This window comes from Pseudomonas sp. 32_A (assembly GCF_017490905.1).
Taxonomy (GTDB): domain Bacteria; phylum Pseudomonadota; class Gammaproteobacteria; order Pseudomonadales; family Pseudomonadaceae; genus Aquipseudomonas; species Aquipseudomonas inefficax.
Map to the genome: position 1 here is coordinate 23,375 of NZ_JAFGYI010000002.1, position 16,698 is coordinate 40,072.

Here is a 16,698-nt window from a genome sequence, read left to right on the forward strand (position 1 = left end):
TGTAAATCTGGTTATGGGGCAGGGCGGTCACAGCTTGTTCAGCGGAATCTTCAGGTAGCTCACACCGTTATCTTCCGGCGCGGGGAACTGGCCGCTGCGCATGTTCACCTGCACCGAAGGCAGGATCAGTACGGGCATGTCGAGGGTCTTGTCACGGGCTTCACGCATGGCGACGAAGCTGTCCTCGTCGACGCCCTGGTGGATATGAATATTGTTGGCGCGCTGCTCGGCCACGGTGGTGACGTACTGCATGTCACGGCCACCTGGCAGGTAGTCGTGGCACATGAACAGCCGGGTCTGATCGGGGAAGGCCAGCAGGCGACGAATCGAGCGGTACAGGGTCCGGGCATCAGCCCCAGGGAAGTCGCAACGGGCGGTACCGTAGTCGGGCATGAACAGGGTGTCGCCGACGAACACCGCTGTCTCGCCGGCGTCCTCGATCATGAAGCTCATGCACGCAGGCGTGTGCCCCGGAGTGTGCAACGCGCGGGCATGCAGGTTGCCAATGCGGAAACCTTCCTCGTCCTCGAACAGCACATCGAACTGGCTGCCATCGCGGGCGAAGCCAGGCTCGGCGTTGAACAGGGCACCGAACACTTTCTGTACCTGGGTGATGTGCGCGCCGATGGCGGTATGGCCACCTAGCTTCTCCTTCAAATAGGCCGCCGCCGAAAGGTGGTCGGCATGCACATGGGTTTCCAACACCCACTGCACACTGGCTTCAAGCTCGGTCACGCGCTGGATCAGGCGGTCCGCCGACGCAGTGCGGGTGCACCCGGACTTGGGGTCGTAATCCAGCACACTGTCGATCAATGCGCATTGGCGGGTTTCACGGTCCATGACCAGATAGCTGATGGTCGAAGTCGCCTTGTCGTAAAAGGCGTCCACGTGCAGGTTGTTGCCGATGATCATCGCGTTCTCCAATTTATCCGCCCGGCCTTGTACAGGCGTAGGCAGTGCCAGGAGGTTTATCAAGATGCATGCCAGGCAATTTCCTACGCGTGGGCTAGGGAAACCGGTCCGTTGCTGTCAGTTGCCGATGACAGTGGCAGCGCAGATGGCAGTCGACTGTCAGCCAATGGCAGTGTTTGGCAGTCCTTGTTACCCTGCCCCGGTCATCCAATCGGTGCCGTCATGCCTGAAGCCCATCCCCTCATCCTAGCTTTGGTTTCCTATCTTGAGCACGATGCCCTGCCAACCATCGTGCTGGATACCGACTACAACATCCTGGCGGCCAATGCTGCCTATCGCCGTCAGTTCGGCCGCCATGAGCAGGCACCACTGGGTGAGAAATGTCACAAGGTCTCGCACCACTACGCCGTGCCTTGCGACCAGGCCGGCGAGCATTGCCCGATGCGCAAGGCATGGCAAAGCAAGGTGCCGGAGCGTGTGCTGCACATTCATCACACGCCACGCGGCCCCGAACATGTGGATGTCGAGCTGCGGCCAATCCTGGATGAACAGGACAGGGTGGTCGCCTTTGTCGAACGCCTGACCAGCATCACGCTGGCGTCAGCGCAGCCTCAGGAACAAGGGCTGGTCGGCCGAGCACCAGCTTTCAAGGCGGCTCTGGCCAGCCTGCAGCGTGCGGCGCCGGCGCAGATCCCGGTGTTGCTGCAGGGTGAGTCGGGTACCGGCAAGGAACTGTTCGCTCGAGCAGTACACATGGGCAGCCCCAGGGCGAACGGTCCGTTGGTGGTGGTCGACTGTACTGGCCTGACCGAGTCGTTGTTCGAGAGCGAGTTGTTCGGTTACGAGAAGGGCGCGTTCACTGGCGCCAACCAGCGCAAGATCGGCCTGGCTGAAGCGGCGCATGGCGGCACCCTGTTCCTGGACGAGATCGGCGAGGTACCGCTGGCGATGCAGGTGAAGCTGCTGCGCCTGATCGAGTCCGGCAGCTTCCGCCCGGTGGGTAGCCTGCGTACGGTGCATTCGGATTTCCGCCTGGTGTCGGCAACCCATAAACCGCTCAGGCAAATGGTCGCGGACGGCACCTTCCGCGAAGACCTGTACTACCGCATCAGCGGCTTCCCGATCCGTCTTCCTGCTTTGCGCGAACGGGTAGAGGACCTGCCCTTGCTCGCCCAGAGCCTGCTGCAGCGCATGGCAGACAAGCCGACACCGAGGCTGAGCGACGACGCCTTGCAGCAGCTTGGGCTGCATCCATTTCCGGGCAACATTCGCGAGCTGCGCAACATTCTGGAAAGGGCTCGCTTGTTTGCCGATGACGGACTGATCCGGCCAGAGCATTTGCCGGAGGATATTGGGCCGGCGGGGGCGATTACGGCAGGTGGCAGGCGCAATCATCTGGGCGAGCTGGCGCAGGCACTGGAACAGTTCAAGGGCTCACGCAGTGAACTGGCCCGTCACCTTGGCCTGAGCGAGCGCACGCTGTATCGCCGGTTGAAGACGCTTGGCCTGAATTGAAGCGTTGGCTGTGCTGGCCGTATCGCCGGCAAGCCGGCTCCCACAGGTACGTCACAGCACCCAAATACAGCGCCACACCTGTGGGAGCGGGTTACCCGCGAAGAATTCGACGCGGTGGATGGCACCGGCTTCGCTGGTGTTCGCGGGTAAACCCGCTCCCACAGGGGTGGCACTTCACGGACCTTTACCTCTGTGCTGACATTTTGAACGGGGACTATGTGTTGGTGGCCATTGCCAGTGGTGTGATCGTCAACGTCCTCAGCGGTTACTGATTTCTACAGGCACAAAAAAGCCCGCATTTGCGGGCTTTCTTGTGTCTGGTGATCTACACCGGATCAGAAGTCCAGGTTCGATACCGACAGCGCGTTGCTCTCGATGAAATCACGACGTGGCTCGACCGCATCACCCATCAGGGTGTTGAAGATCTGGTCAGCAGCAATCGCATCCTCGATGGTGACCTTGAGCATACGGCGGACGGTCGGGTCCATGGTGGTTTCCCACAGCTGCTCAGGGTTCATCTCGCCCAACCCTTTGTATCGCTGGATGGTGTGGCGCTTGGTGGTTTCGTTCATCAGCCAATCCAGGCCTTCCTTGAACTCGACGATTGCCTTGCGGCGCTCACCGCGCTGCACGTAAGCACCTTCGCCCAACAAGCTGGACAGCTTGGCACCAATGTTGACTACGGTACGGTAGTCATTGCTGCCAAAGAAGTCCCGGTTGAAGGTGACGTAGCTGGCCAGGCCGTGGGAGGTAATTTCCACTTCTGGCAACCATACGTTGCGCTCTTTGTCTTCACGCAGGCTGGCTTTGTAAACCAGGCCGGACTTCTGGCTGCTGTTCAGACGTTCCTGGAACTTAGCCAGCCAGGCTTGCATCACAGCATGGTCACCCAACTGCTCCAGGGTCACCTCCGGCAGGTAGATGAAGTGCTCGGTCAGTTCTTCCGGATACAAGCGCGACAGGCGCTTGAGTGTCTTCATGACACTGCGGAACTCATTCACCAGCGCTTCCAGCTGCACACCAGAAACCGCTGGTGCCGACTCGTCCAGGTGCAGGCTGGCATCTTCGAGGGCCGACTGGGTCATGTACTCTTCCATGGCCTCGTCGTCCTTGATGTACTGCTCCTGCTTGCCTTTCTTTACCTTGTACAGCGGTGGCTGGGCAATGTAGATGTAACCGCGCTCGACCAGCTCCGGCAGCTGACGGAAGAAGAAGGTCAGCAGCAGCGTACGGATGTGCGAACCGTCAACGTCAGCATCGGTCATGATGATGATGTTGTGATAACGCAGCTTGTCGATGTTGTACTCTTCGCGGCCGATACCGCAGCCAAGTGCAGTGATCAGCGTGCCCACTTCCTGGGACGAGATCATCTTGTCGAAGCGCGCTTTCTCGACGTTGAGGATTTTACCCTTCAGCGGCAGGATCGCCTGGGTGCGACGGTTGCGGCCTTGCTTGGCCGAGCCACCCGCAGAGTCACCCTCCACCAGGTACAGTTCAGAAAGGGCAGGGTCCTTTTCCTGGCAGTCCGCAAGTTTGCCTGGCAGGCCAGCAATATCCAGCGCGCCTTTACGGCGAGTCATCTCACGGGCTTTACGTGCCGCTTCACGGGCACGGGCAGCGTCGATCATCTTGCCAACGACGGCCTTGGCCTCGTTGGGGTTTTCCAGCAGGAAGTCGGCGAAGTACTTGTTCATCTCCTGTTCCACGGCGGTTTTCACCTCCGAGGAGACCAGCTTGTCCTTGGTCTGCGAACTGAACTTAGGGTCCGGCACCTTCACCGAGATGATTGCGGTCAGGCCTTCACGGGCGTCGTCACCAGTGGTCGCCACCTTGTTCTTCTTGGCCAGTCCTTCCTGTTCGATGTAGCTGTTCAGGCTACGGGTCAGCGAGGAACGGAAGCCCACCAGGTGAGTACCGCCATCACGCTGCGGAATGTTGTTGGTGAAGCACAACAGGTTTTCGTTGAAGCTGTCATTCCACTGCAGGGCGACTTCAACACCCACGCCATCGTCACGCTGGACGTTGAAGTGGAATACCTGGGAGTTGACCGGGGTCTTGTTGGTGTTCAGGTATTCGACGAAAGCACGCAGGCCACCTTCGTACTTGAAGAACTCTTCCTTACCGCTACGTTCATCCTTCAGCAGAATGCCAACGCCCGAGTTGAGGAACGACAGCTCGCGGATACGCTTGGCCAGGATGTCCCAGCTGAAGTGAATGTTCTTGAATGTTTCAGCCGAAGGCTTGAAGTGGATGTGGGTACCGGTGGTTTCGCTGTCACCGACAACCGCCATCGGCGCCTGTGGAACACCGTGAACGTAGGTCTGTTCCCAGATCTTGCCACTACGGCGAACGGTCAGTACCAGCTTTTCGGACAGGGCGTTCACAACAGAAACACCTACGCCGTGCAGACCGCCGGATACCTTGTAAGAGTTGTCGTCGAACTTACCGCCGGCGTGCAACACGGTCATGATGACCTCGGCTGCGGAAACGCCTTCTTCTTTATGCACGTCGACCGGAATGCCGCGACCGTTGTCGCGCACACTGATGGATTCGTCCGGGTGGATGATGACGGTGATGTCATCGCAGTGACCGGCGAGGGCTTCGTCGATCGAGTTGTCGACTACCTCGAAAACCATGTGGTGCAGGCCGCTACCATCATCGGTGTCGCCAATGTACATGCCGGGGCGCTTGCGCACGGCATCCAAACCTTTCAGCACCTTGATGCTGGAGGAGTCGTACGTTTGATTTTCGCTCATGCATTCACTCCCGATGGTCGTGGGTCTGGGTGATACGGCCTTGTTCCACGTGGAACAAAGCAACTGGCGTTTCCGTCTGCCAGCCTTCCCTCAGTAATTCGTGATCTACACAGGTGATGAACACCTGGCAGCGTAATTCTTCAAGCAAGCGGCACAACGCGCGGCGATGCTGGTCGTCCAGTTCGGACGGCAAGTCATCCACGAGATAAATACAGTGACCGCGGCGAGCCTGACTAACGAGGTGGCCTTGGGCAATGCGCAATGCGCACACCACCAGCTTTTGCTGACCACGCGACAGGATGTCGGCTGCATTGTTGGCAGCCAGACGAAGACGCAGATCAGCGCGCTGCGGACCGGCCTGGGTGTGGCCCATCTGCTGATCGCGAAGGAGAGAGGACGCGAGTACTTCTTGCAGTTCCCGGTCCTTGTCCCAGCCTCGGTAGTAGCTAAGGGTCAACCCGTCCAGCTCGACCAGTTCGCTCAGGGTTCGCTCGAAGACGGGCTTCAAGGCCTTGATGTAGTTGCGACGGTATTCATCTATCTCCGCACTGGCCAGGCATAATTCCCGGTCCCAAGCGGCTTGCGAAGCTGGGTCAAGTGTACCATGCCGCAACCATGAGTTCCGCTGCCGCAGTGCCTTCTGCAGCCGTTGCCAGGCTGGCAGGAAACGTGGTTCCACGTGGAACACTCCCCAATCCAGGAACTGGCGGCGTATTTTTGGAGCGCCTTCCAACAGGCGGAAACTGTCTGGATTGATGAGCTGAAGCGGAAGCAGCTCAGCTAGCTGTGCCGCACTCCGAGCATTCTGCCCATCAATACGAATAGTGAACTCCCCTTGCCGCTCCCGGGATACACCCAGGTTGCTGCTGCCACCCTCGGCCAGTTGCACCTCGCCGAACACGGTACAGGCAGGCTGTTCGTACTGGATAACCGGATTCAGGCGGGTGCTGCGGAACGAACGCGCCAGCCCGAGCAGATGCACGGCTTCAAGCACGCTGGTTTTGCCGCTACCGTTGGCGCCGTAAAGGATGTTGATGCGGGGGGAGGGTGAGAGTGTCACCGGGTGCAGATTGCGCACCGCGGTGACAATGATACGTCGAAGGGACATTTCGCCTGCTACGGGTTACAGGCGCATCGGCATGACAACGTAGGAAGAATCGTCGTTGCCAGCTTCCTGCAGCAGAGCACTGCTGTTGGAGTCGGACAGGATCAGACGAACTTGCTCGGTAGTCATCACGCCCAGCACATCCAGCAAGTAGCTGACGTTGAAGCCGATTTCCAGCGAGCTACCATCGTAGTCCACGCTGATTTCTTCTTCAGCTTCTTCCTGCTCGGGGTTGTTGGCTTGGATCTTCAGTTGGCCAGCGGCCAGTTGCAGGCGGATTCCGCGGTACTTTTCGTTGGAAAGAATTGCAGTACGGCTGAAGGCTTCACGCAGCGCCTGACGGTCACCAATCACCAGTTTGTCACCGCCCTTGGGCAGTACGCGCTCGTAGTCCGGGAATTTGCCGTCTACCAGCTTGGAAGTAAAGGTGAATTCACCGGTGGTAGCGCGGATGTGGTGCTGGCCCAAGACGATGCTGACCATGCCTTCCGGGTCGGTCAGCAGGCGCGCCAGTTCGAGGATACCTTTGCGCGGCACGATGACCTGGTGGCGATCATCCTGCTCGATCGGTGCACTCATGGAGCACAGCGCCAGGCGGTGGCCGTCAGTGGATACAGCTCGCAGGGTGTTGCGGGAAACTTCCAGCAGCATACCGTTGAGGTAGTACCGCACATCCTGCTGGGCCATGGCGAAACTGGTACGCTCGATCAGGCGGCGCAGCTTGCTCTGTTCCAGGTTGCAGGTCAGAGAGCCCGGGCCTTCTTCCACGGTCGGGAAGTCATTGGCAGGCAGGGTCGACAGGGTAAAGCGGCTGCGGCCGGCCTTGACCAACAGTTTCTGCTCGTCGACCTTGATATCGATCAGGGCGTCGTTCGGCAAGCTTTTGCAAATGTCCATCAGCTTGCGTGCCGGGACAGTGATTTCGCCAGGCTCGGCCGGCTCTTCGAGTTGCACGCGGCCTACCAGTTCGACTTCCAGGTCGGTACCAGTCAACGACAGTTGCTGGCCTTGTACGACCAGCAATACGTTGGACAGGACCGGCAAGGTCTGGCGGCGCTCGACGACACCGGCGACCAGTTGCAGGGGTTTCAACAGGGCTTCGCGTTGAATGGTGAAATGCATGGTCTAGTCCCTTGCCTTCAATTAGCTGCGCAGACGGCCATCAGGTCGTCAGCGTCCGCAGCAGGTTCTTGTAGTCCTCGCGGATGTCCGCGTCGGATTCCTTCAGTTCGTTGATCTTGCGGCATGCGTGCAGCACCGTCGTATGGTCGCGACCACCGAACATGTCGCCGATTTCCGGCAGACTGTGGTTGGTCAGTTCCTTGGACAGGGCCATGGCCACCTGACGTGGACGCGCTACGGAACGCGAACGACGCTTGGACAAAAGATCGGAGATCTTGATCTTGTAGTACTCGGCGACAGTACGCTGAATGTTATCCACACTGACCAGCTTGTCCTGCAGCGCCAGCAGATCCTTGAGCGACTCACGAATCAGTTCGATGGTTATGTCGCGGCCCATGAAGTGAGAGTGAGCGATCACCCGCTTCAATGCGCCTTCCAGTTCACGGACGTTGGAACGGATACGCTGGGCAATGAAGAAGGCCGCGTCATGCGGTAGTTCGACCTTGGCCTGGTCGGCTTTCTTCATCAGGATCGCCACGCGTGTTTCCAGCTCCGGAGGCTCGACGGCCACCGTCAGGCCCCAACCAAAGCGCGACTTCAGGCGCTCTTCCAGGCCTTCGATCTCCTTGGGGTAGCGGTCAGAGGTAAGGATTACCTGCTGGCCACCCTCGAGCAGGGCGTTGAAGGTGTGGAAAAACTCTTCCTGCGAGCGCTCTTTACGGGCAAAGAACTGGATATCGTCGATCAGCAACGCATCCACCGAGCGGTAGAAACGCTTGAATTCATTGATGGCGTTCAGCTGCAGCGCCTTGACCATGTCCGCGACGAAGCGCTCCGAATGCAGGTACACGACCTTGGCGTTCGGGTTCTTCTTCAGCAGGTGGTTACCCACAGCATGCATGAGGTGGGTTTTACCCAGGCCCACACCACCATAAAGGAAGAGCGGGTTGTAGCCGTGCTTGGGGTTGTCTGCCACCTGCCAGGCAGCTGCGCGCGCCAGCTGGTTCGACTTGCCTTCGACGAAAGTGTCGAACGTGAAGGTGCGGTTCAGGTAACTGGTGTGCTTGAGCGCACCTTCGACCTGCACGGTCCGTTGTTCGGTCCGGGCATTGCCGGCCGACACAGTAGCCGGTTCGGCCATGGCATCGAAGCTATCACGCGAGGATGGCTCGGCCAGTTCATCGACCAGTACAGGTTCGGCCGCCGCCAAGGCGACGGGTTCGACCGCTGCCGGCACGGCCTTCTGTGTCTGGCTCTGCGTCTGGGTCTGGGCCAGCGAGGCGGCCACCGCAGCACTTACTGGCGCGTTGGGCGCGGCACGTGGCGCGGAGCTGCGACGGCTGCCGATCAACAAGGAAAGAGCAGGCGCAATGCCGCTGCCGTTTTCGCCCAACAGCTCGAGCAAACGACCCAGGTACTTTTCATTGACCCAATCGAGAACGAAACGGTTAGGCGCATAGACGCGCAACTCGTCGCCTTCGGCTTCGACCTGTAGCGGACGGATCCAGGTGTTGAATTGCTGGGCAGGCAGTTCATCGCGCAGAAGCTCCACGCACTGCTGCCAAAGTTCCACTGACACGGATATCCCCTGAGTTTGAAAGCCGGATGAGGCAAAAACAAACCGCTATTGTACCGGTCGAGCGTCCAGTTATCCACATGTGGACACGTTAGGAACCATGACAAAACAGCCATTTATCGACCAAAACGGCTTCGTCATGCTGTGAATAAGCCCTGTGGATAACCGACCATGAGCGCTATGCACAACCCTGAGGTCAGAGCTGTTGATAACTCAGCTGTGGATAAGCGGCATTTTAATCCACAGCTTTCGACCATGAAGAAAACAAGCGCAGCACGGGTTGATAACGCACTTGTAAAACTCTGTACAGCCCGATTTCTATGGGTTAGAGATGGTTATCCACAGAAGGTTATCCACTTAAGATTTATAGATTCTTCAGAAAAGCTTTTTATATGTCTCTTCTTTTTTTTCATGTTGTCCCCAATTCGTGTGTCCGATCAAGCACCCGTGAGGGATTGGGCAAGCACGCACCGTCCATCACGTGCTCTATATGGAAAGACTGGTTGGAAATTGACCTACGGGCTTGCTTTCTCTAGAATCGCCGGTCTCTTAAAAAGGGGGCCATCCCGGCCCGTCGTCGACAAACCAGGTAACACGCCATGAAACGTACTTTCCAACCAAGCACCATCAAGCGCGCGCGCACCCACGGCTTCCGTGCCCGTATGGCTACCAAGAACGGCCGCGCTGTTCTGTCGCGTCGTCGTGCCAAAGGCCGTAAGCGTCTGGCCATTTGATTTTTCGGCACAGGTGGTGAGTCAGGACTTCAGTCGGGAAAAGCGACTGCTTACACCCCGACATTTCAAAGCGGTCTTCGACTCCCCAACCGGCAAGGTTCCAGGGAAAAACCTGCTGATCCTTGCTCGCGAGAACGGCCTCGATCACCCACGCCTCGGCCTGGTAATCGGCAAGAAGAGCGTCAAGCTCGCCGTTCAACGCAACCGCCTCAAGCGCTTGATGCGCGATTCCTTTCGCCTGAACCAGCAGTTGCTTGCCGGGTTGGACATTGTGATCGTCGCGCGCAAGGGATTGGGTGAGATAGAAAACCCGGAATTGCACCAACACTTTGGCAAACTCTGGAAACGCCTGGCGCGCAGCCGGCCCACTCCAGCAGTGACCGCCAATTCCGCAGGGGTAGACAGCCAAGATGCGTAAACTGGCGCTCGTTCCGATCCAGTTTTACCGTTATGCCATTAGTCCTCTGATGGCCAGCCACTGTCGTTTCTTCCCCAGTTGCTCCTGTTACGCTTATGAAGCCATCGAAAACCACGGCCTCTGGCGTGGTGGGTGGCTAGCCGTTCGTCGCCTGGGGCGTTGTCATCCGTGGAACGACGGCGGTTTCGATCCCGTTCCTCCCGCTCCTTCATCCCGAACTTCTTCGATAGCCGAGTAATCATGGATATTAAACGCACGATCCTGATCGTCGCCCTGGCAATCGTGTCCTATGTCATGGTCCTCAAGTGGAACCAGGACTACGGCCAGGCTGCCCTGCCGACTCAGAATACTGCTGCCAGCACCGTTGCCCCGGGTTTGCCGGATGGCGTACCGGCCGGTAATGCCGGCGCCAGCGCCGATGTGCCAAGCGCCAACGCCGAAACCAGCGCAGCCGAACTGGCGCCGGTTGCGGTCAGCAAGGACCTGATCCGGGTCAAGACCGATGTCCTGGACCTGGCTATCGATCCGGTCGGTGGTGACATCGTCCAGCTGAACCTGCCGCAGTACCCACGGCGCCAGGACCACCCGGACATTCCGTTCCAGCTGTTCGACAACGGTGGCGAGCGTGTCTACCTGGCACAAAGCGGCCTGACCGGCGTCAACGGTCCGGATGCCCGTCCGGCCGGTCGCCCTCTGTACGCTACCGACAAGAAGGGTTACCAGCTGGCCGATGGCCAGGAACAACTGGTGGTCGACCTGAAGTTCAGCGACAACGGCGTCAACTACATCAAGCGCTTCAGCTTCAAGCGCGGCGAGTACGACCTGACCGTCAGCTACCTGATCGACAACCAGAGCGGCCAGGCCTGGAGCGGCAACATGTTTGCCCAGCTCAAGCGTGATGCCAGCTCCGATCCGTCGTCGAGCACTGCCACCGGCACCGCTACCTACTTGGGCGCGGCCCTGTGGACAGCTTCCGAGCCCTACAAAAAGGTCTCGATGAAGGACATCGACAAAGGTAGTTTGAAAGAAAATGTGTCCGGCGGCTGGGTTGCCTGGCTGCAGCACTACTTCGTGACCGCCTGGATTCCGGCCAAGTCGGACAACAATGTTGTCCAGACCCGCAAGGACAGCCAGGGCAACTACATCATCGGCTACACCGGCCCGGCCATCAGCGTACCTGCTGGCGGCAAGGTCGAGACCAGCGCCATGCTGTACGCCGGCCCGAAAATCCAGTCCAAGCTGAAAGAGTTGTCCCCAGGCCTGGAACTGACCGTCGACTACGGCTTCCTGTGGTTCATCGCCCAGCCGATCTTCTGGCTGTTGCAACATATCCACAGCCTGTTGGGTAACTGGGGCTGGTCGATCATCGTGCTGACCATGCTGATCAAAGGCCTGTTCTTCCCGCTGTCGGCTGCCAGCTACCGTTCGATGGCGCGCATGCGTGCCGTTGCGCCGAAGCTCGCTGCACTGAAGGAACGCTTCGGTGACGATCGCCAGAAGATGTCCCAGGCGATGATGGAGCTGTACAAGAAAGAGAAGATCAACCCGCTGGGCGGCTGCCTGCCGATCCTGGTGCAGATGCCAGTGTTCCTGGCCCTGTACTGGGTGCTGCTGGAAAGTGTGGAAATGCGCCAGGCCCCATGGATGCTGTGGATTACCGACTTGTCGATCAAGGATCCGTTCTTCATCCTGCCGATCATCATGGGCGCCACCATGTTCATCCAGCAGCGCTTGAACCCTACGCCGCCGGATCCGATGCAGGCCAAGGTGATGAAAATGATGCCGATCATCTTCACCTTCTTCTTCCTGTGGTTCCCGGCTGGTCTGGTGCTGTACTGGGTTGTGAACAACTGCCTGTCGATCGCACAGCAGTGGTACATCACCCGCAGCATCGAAGCAGCCAGCAAAAAAGCTGCTGCTTGACAGGCTACTGCGCTAGCCTGTGAATAAAAAACGCCCCCTAGTGGGGCGTTTTTGCTATCTGTCGTTTTTGTCGTAGAGGCTTTCGAGCATGAACACTGTGCGTGAAACCATCGCCGCCATCGCCACCGCCCAGGGCCGCGGCGGTGTGGGTATTGTCAGGTTGTCCGGCCCCTTGGCCGCCCAGGCCGGCCAGTTGATTACCGGCCGTACGCTTACGCCGCGCCATGCCCATTACGGCCCGTTCCGCGACGAGGAAGGGCTGGTGCTGGACGAAGGTATCGCGCTGTTTTTCCCCGGGCCGAATTCGTTCACCGGCGAGGATGTGCTGGAACTGCAAGGCCACGGTGGCCCGGTAGTGCTGGATATGCTGCTGCAGCGCTGTGTACAAGTGGGTTGCCGGCTGGCTCGCCCAGGCGAGTTCAGCGAGCGTGCATTCCTCAACGACAAGCTCGACCTGGCCCAGGCCGAAGCCATCGCCGACCTGATCGAGGCCAGTTCCAGCCAGGCCGCGCGCAATGCACTTCGTTCGCTGCAGGGGGAATTCTCCAAGCGCGTGCATTTCCTGACCGAGGCGTTGATTGCCCTGCGCATATACGTCGAGGCGGCGATCGACTTCCCGGAGGAAGAAATCGACTTCCTTGCCGACGGTCACGTACTGTCGATGCTCGATGTGGTGCGCGATGAGCTGTCCAAGGTGCAGCGTGAAGCCGGGCAGGGTGCCTTGCTGCGTGACGGCATGACCGTGGTCATCGCCGGTCGGCCGAATGCCGGCAAGTCGAGCCTGTTGAACCAACTGGCCGGGCGCGAAGCAGCGATCGTCACCGATATCGCCGGCACCACCCGGGACATCCTGCGCGAACACATCCACATCGACGGCATGCCGCTGCACGTGGTCGATACTGCCGGCCTGCGCGACACCGATGACCATGTGGAAAAGATCGGCGTGGAACGTGCGCTGAAGGCCATTGGCGAGGCAGACCGGGTGCTTTTGGTGGTGGACTCCACCGCACCCGAGGCCAGCGACCCATTCGCCCTGTGGCCGGAATTTCTCGACCAGCGGCCAGACCCAGGCAAGGTCACGCTGATCCGCAACAAGGCCGACCTGAGTGGTGAGCGGATCGCGCTGGAACAGTGCGATGACGGCCATGTGACCATCACCCTCAGTGCCAAAGGGGACGACACAGGCCTGCAGCTGCTGCGTGACCACCTGAAGGCGTGCATGGGTTATGAACAGACAGCCGAGAGTGGTTTCAGCGCCCGTCGGCGCCATCTGGATGCCCTGCGCCAGGCCAGTGAGCACCTGGAACACGGCCGTGCGCAACTGACCCTGGCTGGCGCGGGTGAGCTGCTGGCAGAAGACCTGCGACAGGCGCAGCAGGCCCTGGGAGAAATTACCGGGGCATTCAGCTCAGACGACCTGTTGGGAAGGATTTTCTCCAGTTTCTGCATCGGCAAGTAATCTACAGCCAGGCAAGGCCAAGAGCCGCTCCTTCGGGAGCGGCTTTTTTTTTGCCTGTAATTCGTTACAGGAGATAACCGGGTACCTGTGGGAGCGGGCGTGCCCGCGAAGAGGCCCTTACAAGCCCTGAATCTCTGTGGCTGTACCGACGCTTTCGCGGGCTCGCCCGCTCCCACCTTGTCCGTATCCAGCCCTACCTCGATGTTTTTTTTCATTCACAGGCTCGAATCCGTGCTCAGGAGCCCTGTGGAAAACTCGCCTTCAGCTCCGTTGATAAGCAGGCTTTTTTTCTGAGGACAAACCCGCCTGTGGGTAAACAGTCATTTAATCCACAGGCTAAATCGTGTTATCCATAGCCCTCATGGCACTCCAGCCACAGGGTTTAATTTTTCTCTATCCTGCATGAACAAAGGCCTAGGTAACCTTATCCACAGAATGGCTTGTGCATAAGAATAAACATAAAAACAAAGCTTTTTTAAATTTCTCCTCTTTGATTTCTGTTACCTGCCACTCATCCACAGGCTGGTCAAATTTTGCTCAGAAGGTTTCTTTAAAGGGGGTGAAGTCCCTATACTTGTCCGCTTACCTTCTCTATTCGCAAAAACAGGCACGAGGTGCGTGGTGGATTTCCCTTCCCGTTTTGAAGTGATCGTCATCGGCGGCGGCCATGCCGGTACCGAGGCTGCGCTTGCGTCTGCACGCATGGGTGTGAAAACCCTGCTGTTGACCCATAACGTGGAAACCCTCGGTCACATGAGCTGCAACCCCGCCATTGGCGGTATTGGCAAAAGCCATCTGGTCAAAGAGATCGATGCTCTCGGCGGCGCCATGGCGCTGGCCACCGACAAGAGCGGCATCCAGTTCCGCGTTCTGAACAACCGCAAGGGGCCGGCGGTACGCGCCACCCGTGCACAGGCCGACCGCGCCATCTACAAGGCAGTGGTGCGTGAAATCCTGGAAAACCAGCCGAACCTGTGGATATTCCAGCAGTCCTGCGACGACCTGATCGTCGAGCAGGACCAGGTCAAAGGCGTGGTGACCCAGATGGGCCTGCGTTTCTTCGCCGAATCGGTGGTACTGACCACCGGTACCTTCCTCGGCGGCCTTATCCACATTGGTTTGCAAAACCATTCCGGTGGTCGCGCCGGCGATCCGCCTTCGATCGCCCTGGCCCACCGCATGCGTGAATTGCCGCTGCGCGTTGGCCGCCTGAAAACCGGTACTCCGCCGCGCATCGATGGCCGTTCGGTGGACTTTTCGGTGATGACCGAACAGCCAGGCGATACGCCGATCCCGGTGATGTCGTTCATGGGCAATGCCCAGATGCACCCGCGCCAGGTGAGCTGCTGGATCACCCACACCAATGCACGCACCCACGAGATCATTGCCTCGAACCTGGACCGTTCGCCGATGTACTCGGGTGTGATCGAAGGTGTCGGCCCTCGCTACTGCCCGTCGATCGAAGACAAGATTCATCGCTTCGCCGACAAGGAAAGCCATCAGGTGTTCATCGAGCCGGAAGGCCTGACCACCCATGAGCTGTACCCCAACGGTATTTCCACTTCACTGCCGTTCGATGTGCAGCTGGAGCTGGTGCGTTCGATCCGCGGCATGGAGAACGCCCACATCGTGCGCCCGGGTTATGCCATCGAGTACGACTACTTCGACCCCCGTGATCTCAAGTACAGCCTCGAGACCAAGGTTATCGGCGGCCTGTTCTTCGCCGGCCAGATCAACGGCACCACCGGTTACGAAGAAGCCGGCGCCCAAGGCTTGCTGGCCGGGACCAACGCCGCACTGCGTGCGCAGGGCCGTGATAGCTGGTGCCCGCGCCGCGACGAGGCGTACATTGGCGTACTGGTCGACGACCTGATTACCCTGGGTACCCAGGAGCCGTACCGCATGTTCACTTCGCGCGCCGAGTACCGTCTGATCCTGCGCGAAGACAACGCCGACCTGCGCCTGACCGAAAAGGGCCGCGAGCTCGGCCTGATCGACGACCAGCGCTGGGCCGCCTTCTGCGCCAAGCGCGACGGCATCGAACGCGAGGAGCAGCGCCTGAAGTCGACCTGGGTACGTCCGAACACCGAGCAAGGCCAAGCCATTGTGGATAAGTTCGGCACCCCGCTCAGCCATGAGTACAGCCTGCTCAACCTGCTGGCGCGCCCGGAAATCGACTACGCCGGCCTGATCGAGGCGACCGGCGGCGAAGCGATCGATCCACAGGTCGCCGAGCAGGTCGAAATCCGCACCAAGTACGCCGGTTACATCGATCGCCAGCAGGATGAGATCGCCCGTCTGCGCGCCAGCGAAGACACTCGCCTGCCTGTGGATATCGATTACTCGACGATTTCCGGCCTTTCCAAGGAAATCCAGGGCAAGCTGGGCCAGACCCGTCCGGAGACCCTGGGCCAGGCCTCGCGCATCCCGGGCGTCACCCCGGCGGCGATTTCCCTGTTGCTGATTCACTTGAGAAAACGCGGCGCTGGCCGCGAATTGGAGCAAAGCGCTTGAGTTCCCTGGTCACCCCGCAACACGCAGAAGAGTTGTCCACAGGTGCGCGCCAGCTCGGTGTCGAGCTGACCGCAGAGCATCACGAAAAGCTGCTCGGCTACCTGGGCCTGTTGATCAAGTGGAACAAAGCCTACAACCTCACTGCCGTGCGCGACCCCGACGAGATGGTGTCGCGCCACCTGCTCGACAGCCTCAGTGTCATGCCGTTTATCCACAGCGAGCGTGACAACTGGCTGGATGTCGGCAGCGGCGGTGGCATGCCCGGTATCCCTTTGGCTATCCTGCATCCGCACAAACGCGTGACGGTGCTGGACGCCAATGGCAAGAAGACCCGCTTCCTGACCCAGGTGAAAATGGAACTCAAGCTGGACAACCTCACGGTTATCCACAGCCGGGTCGAGGCCTTCCAGCCAACACAAGCGTTCGACGGAATCATCTCCCGCGCCTTCAGCAGCATGGAGAACTTCACCAACTGGACCCGCCATCTGGGCGACACCGGGACGCAATGGCTTGCAATGAAGGGGCTGCATCCTGCCGATGAACTGGTAGCATTGCCCGCAGACTTCACAGTGGAAAGCGAGCAGGCCCTGACCGTTCCGGGTTGCCAGGGCCAGCGCCATCTGCTGATACTGCGCCGCAAGGCATGACTGGGAACACACGCAAC

Annotated in this window: 13 protein-coding genes; 8 read left to right on the forward strand and 5 right to left on the reverse strand. The window is 59.3% G+C overall.

All coding sequences use genetic code 11. From position 1 onward, the window contains the following. Positions 1-27: 27 nt before the first annotated feature. Positions 28-912 carry an MBL fold metallo-hydrolase gene (locus J5M58_RS01435; protein ID WP_207876980.1) on the reverse strand — a complete coding sequence of 295 codons (885 nt, stop codon included), beginning with the start codon at positions 910-912 and terminating at the stop codon, positions 28-30. Positions 913-1,134: 222 nt separating this feature from the next. Between J5M58_RS01435 and J5M58_RS01440 the strand changes: the two genes are divergently transcribed. Then, positions 1,135-2,427, forward strand: a complete 1,293-nt coding sequence (locus J5M58_RS01440; protein WP_112251667.1) for a sigma-54-dependent Fis family transcriptional regulator — start codon at positions 1,135-1,137, stop codon at positions 2,425-2,427. A 335-nt stretch (positions 2,428-2,762) separates the two neighbouring features. Here J5M58_RS01440 and gyrB read toward each other — a convergent pair whose 3' ends face one another. The 4 genes from gyrB to dnaA are packed head-to-tail and all read right to left on the reverse strand — an operon-like array spanning position 2,763 to position 8,989. Then, complete coding sequence (gyrB, locus tag J5M58_RS01445; RefSeq protein WP_112251664.1) at positions 2,763-5,183, reverse strand: DNA topoisomerase (ATP-hydrolyzing) subunit B; 2,421 nt, start codon at positions 5,181-5,183, stop codon at positions 2,763-2,765. 4 nt (positions 5,184-5,187) lie between these two features. Next, entirely contained in the window at positions 5,188-6,291 is a 1,104-nt protein-coding gene (gene recF, locus J5M58_RS01450; RefSeq protein WP_112251663.1) for a DNA replication/repair protein RecF, read from the reverse strand. 15 nt (positions 6,292-6,306) lie between these two features. Continuing rightward, complete coding sequence (dnaN, locus tag J5M58_RS01455; RefSeq protein ID WP_112251662.1) at positions 6,307-7,410, reverse strand: DNA polymerase III subunit beta; 1,104 nt, start codon at positions 7,408-7,410, stop codon at positions 6,307-6,309. 40 nt (positions 7,411-7,450) lie between these two features. Beyond that, positions 7,451-8,989, reverse strand: a complete 1,539-nt coding sequence (gene dnaA / locus J5M58_RS01460; RefSeq protein ID WP_112251661.1) for a chromosomal replication initiator protein DnaA — start codon at positions 8,987-8,989, stop codon at positions 7,451-7,453. Between the two features lie 596 nt (positions 8,990-9,585). Between dnaA and rpmH the strand changes: the two genes are divergently transcribed. The 7 genes from rpmH (at position 9,586) to rsmG (ending at position 16,681) form a co-directional block, all read left to right on the forward strand. Next, complete coding sequence (gene rpmH, locus J5M58_RS01465; protein WP_003253163.1) at positions 9,586-9,720, forward strand: 50S ribosomal protein L34; 135 nt, start codon at positions 9,586-9,588, stop codon at positions 9,718-9,720. A gap of 13 nt (positions 9,721-9,733) precedes the next feature. Then, entirely contained in the window at positions 9,734-10,138 is a 405-nt protein-coding gene (gene rnpA, locus J5M58_RS01470; protein WP_003253166.1) for a ribonuclease P protein component, read from the forward strand. Continuing rightward, positions 10,131-10,376, forward strand: coding sequence for a membrane protein insertion efficiency factor YidD (yidD, locus tag J5M58_RS01475; protein ID WP_075046823.1), 246 nt, complete (start codon positions 10,131-10,133; stop codon positions 10,374-10,376). Before rnpA ends, yidD begins: the two co-directional genes overlap by 8 nt. A 2-nt stretch (positions 10,377-10,378) precedes the next feature. Continuing rightward, positions 10,379-12,061: a membrane protein insertase YidC gene (gene yidC / locus J5M58_RS01480; RefSeq protein WP_112251659.1), complete on the forward strand. Its 1,683-nt coding sequence runs from the start codon at positions 10,379-10,381 to the stop codon at positions 12,059-12,061. Between the two features lie 88 nt (positions 12,062-12,149). After that, positions 12,150-13,520: a tRNA uridine-5-carboxymethylaminomethyl(34) synthesis GTPase MnmE gene (gene mnmE / locus J5M58_RS01485; RefSeq protein ID WP_207876981.1), complete on the forward strand. Its 1,371-nt coding sequence runs from the start codon at positions 12,150-12,152 to the stop codon at positions 13,518-13,520. Positions 13,521-14,141: 621 nt separating this feature from the next. Then, positions 14,142-16,034, forward strand: coding sequence for a tRNA uridine-5-carboxymethylaminomethyl(34) synthesis enzyme MnmG (gene mnmG / locus J5M58_RS01490; protein ID WP_207876982.1), 1,893 nt, complete (start codon positions 14,142-14,144; stop codon positions 16,032-16,034). Continuing rightward, positions 16,031-16,681 carry a 16S rRNA (guanine(527)-N(7))-methyltransferase RsmG gene (rsmG, locus tag J5M58_RS01495; RefSeq protein ID WP_112251657.1) on the forward strand — a complete coding sequence of 217 codons (651 nt, stop codon included), beginning with the start codon at positions 16,031-16,033 and terminating at the stop codon, positions 16,679-16,681. The genes mnmG and rsmG overlap by 4 nt, the downstream gene beginning before the upstream one ends. The last annotated feature ends 17 nt before the right edge of the window (positions 16,682-16,698 follow it).

What these genes read in the sequence shown, in the direction of transcription:
- J5M58_RS01435 (WP_207876980.1), bottom strand. Translation starts at nt 912, where the DNA reads ATGATCATCGGCAACAACCTGCACGTGGACGCCTTTTACGACAAGGCG.
- J5M58_RS01440 (WP_112251667.1), top strand. Translation starts at nt 1,135, where the DNA reads ATGCCTGAAGCCCATCCCCTCATCCTAGCTTTGGTTTCCTATCTTGAG.
- gyrB (WP_112251664.1), bottom strand. Translation starts at nt 5,183, where the DNA reads ATGAGCGAAAATCAAACGTACGACTCCTCCAGCATCAAGGTGCTGAAA.
- recF (WP_112251663.1), bottom strand. Translation starts at nt 6,291, where the DNA reads ATGTCCCTTCGACGTATCATTGTCACCGCGGTGCGCAATCTGCACCCG.
- dnaN (WP_112251662.1), bottom strand. Translation starts at nt 7,410, where the DNA reads ATGCATTTCACCATTCAACGCGAAGCCCTGTTGAAACCCCTGCAACTG.
- rpmH (WP_003253163.1), top strand. Translation starts at nt 9,586, where the DNA reads ATGAAACGTACTTTCCAACCAAGCACCATCAAGCGCGCGCGCACCCAC.
- yidD (WP_075046823.1), top strand. Translation starts at nt 10,131, where the DNA reads ATGCGTAAACTGGCGCTCGTTCCGATCCAGTTTTACCGTTATGCCATT.
- yidC (WP_112251659.1), top strand. Translation starts at nt 10,379, where the DNA reads ATGGATATTAAACGCACGATCCTGATCGTCGCCCTGGCAATCGTGTCC.
- mnmE (WP_207876981.1), top strand. Translation starts at nt 12,150, where the DNA reads ATGAACACTGTGCGTGAAACCATCGCCGCCATCGCCACCGCCCAGGGC.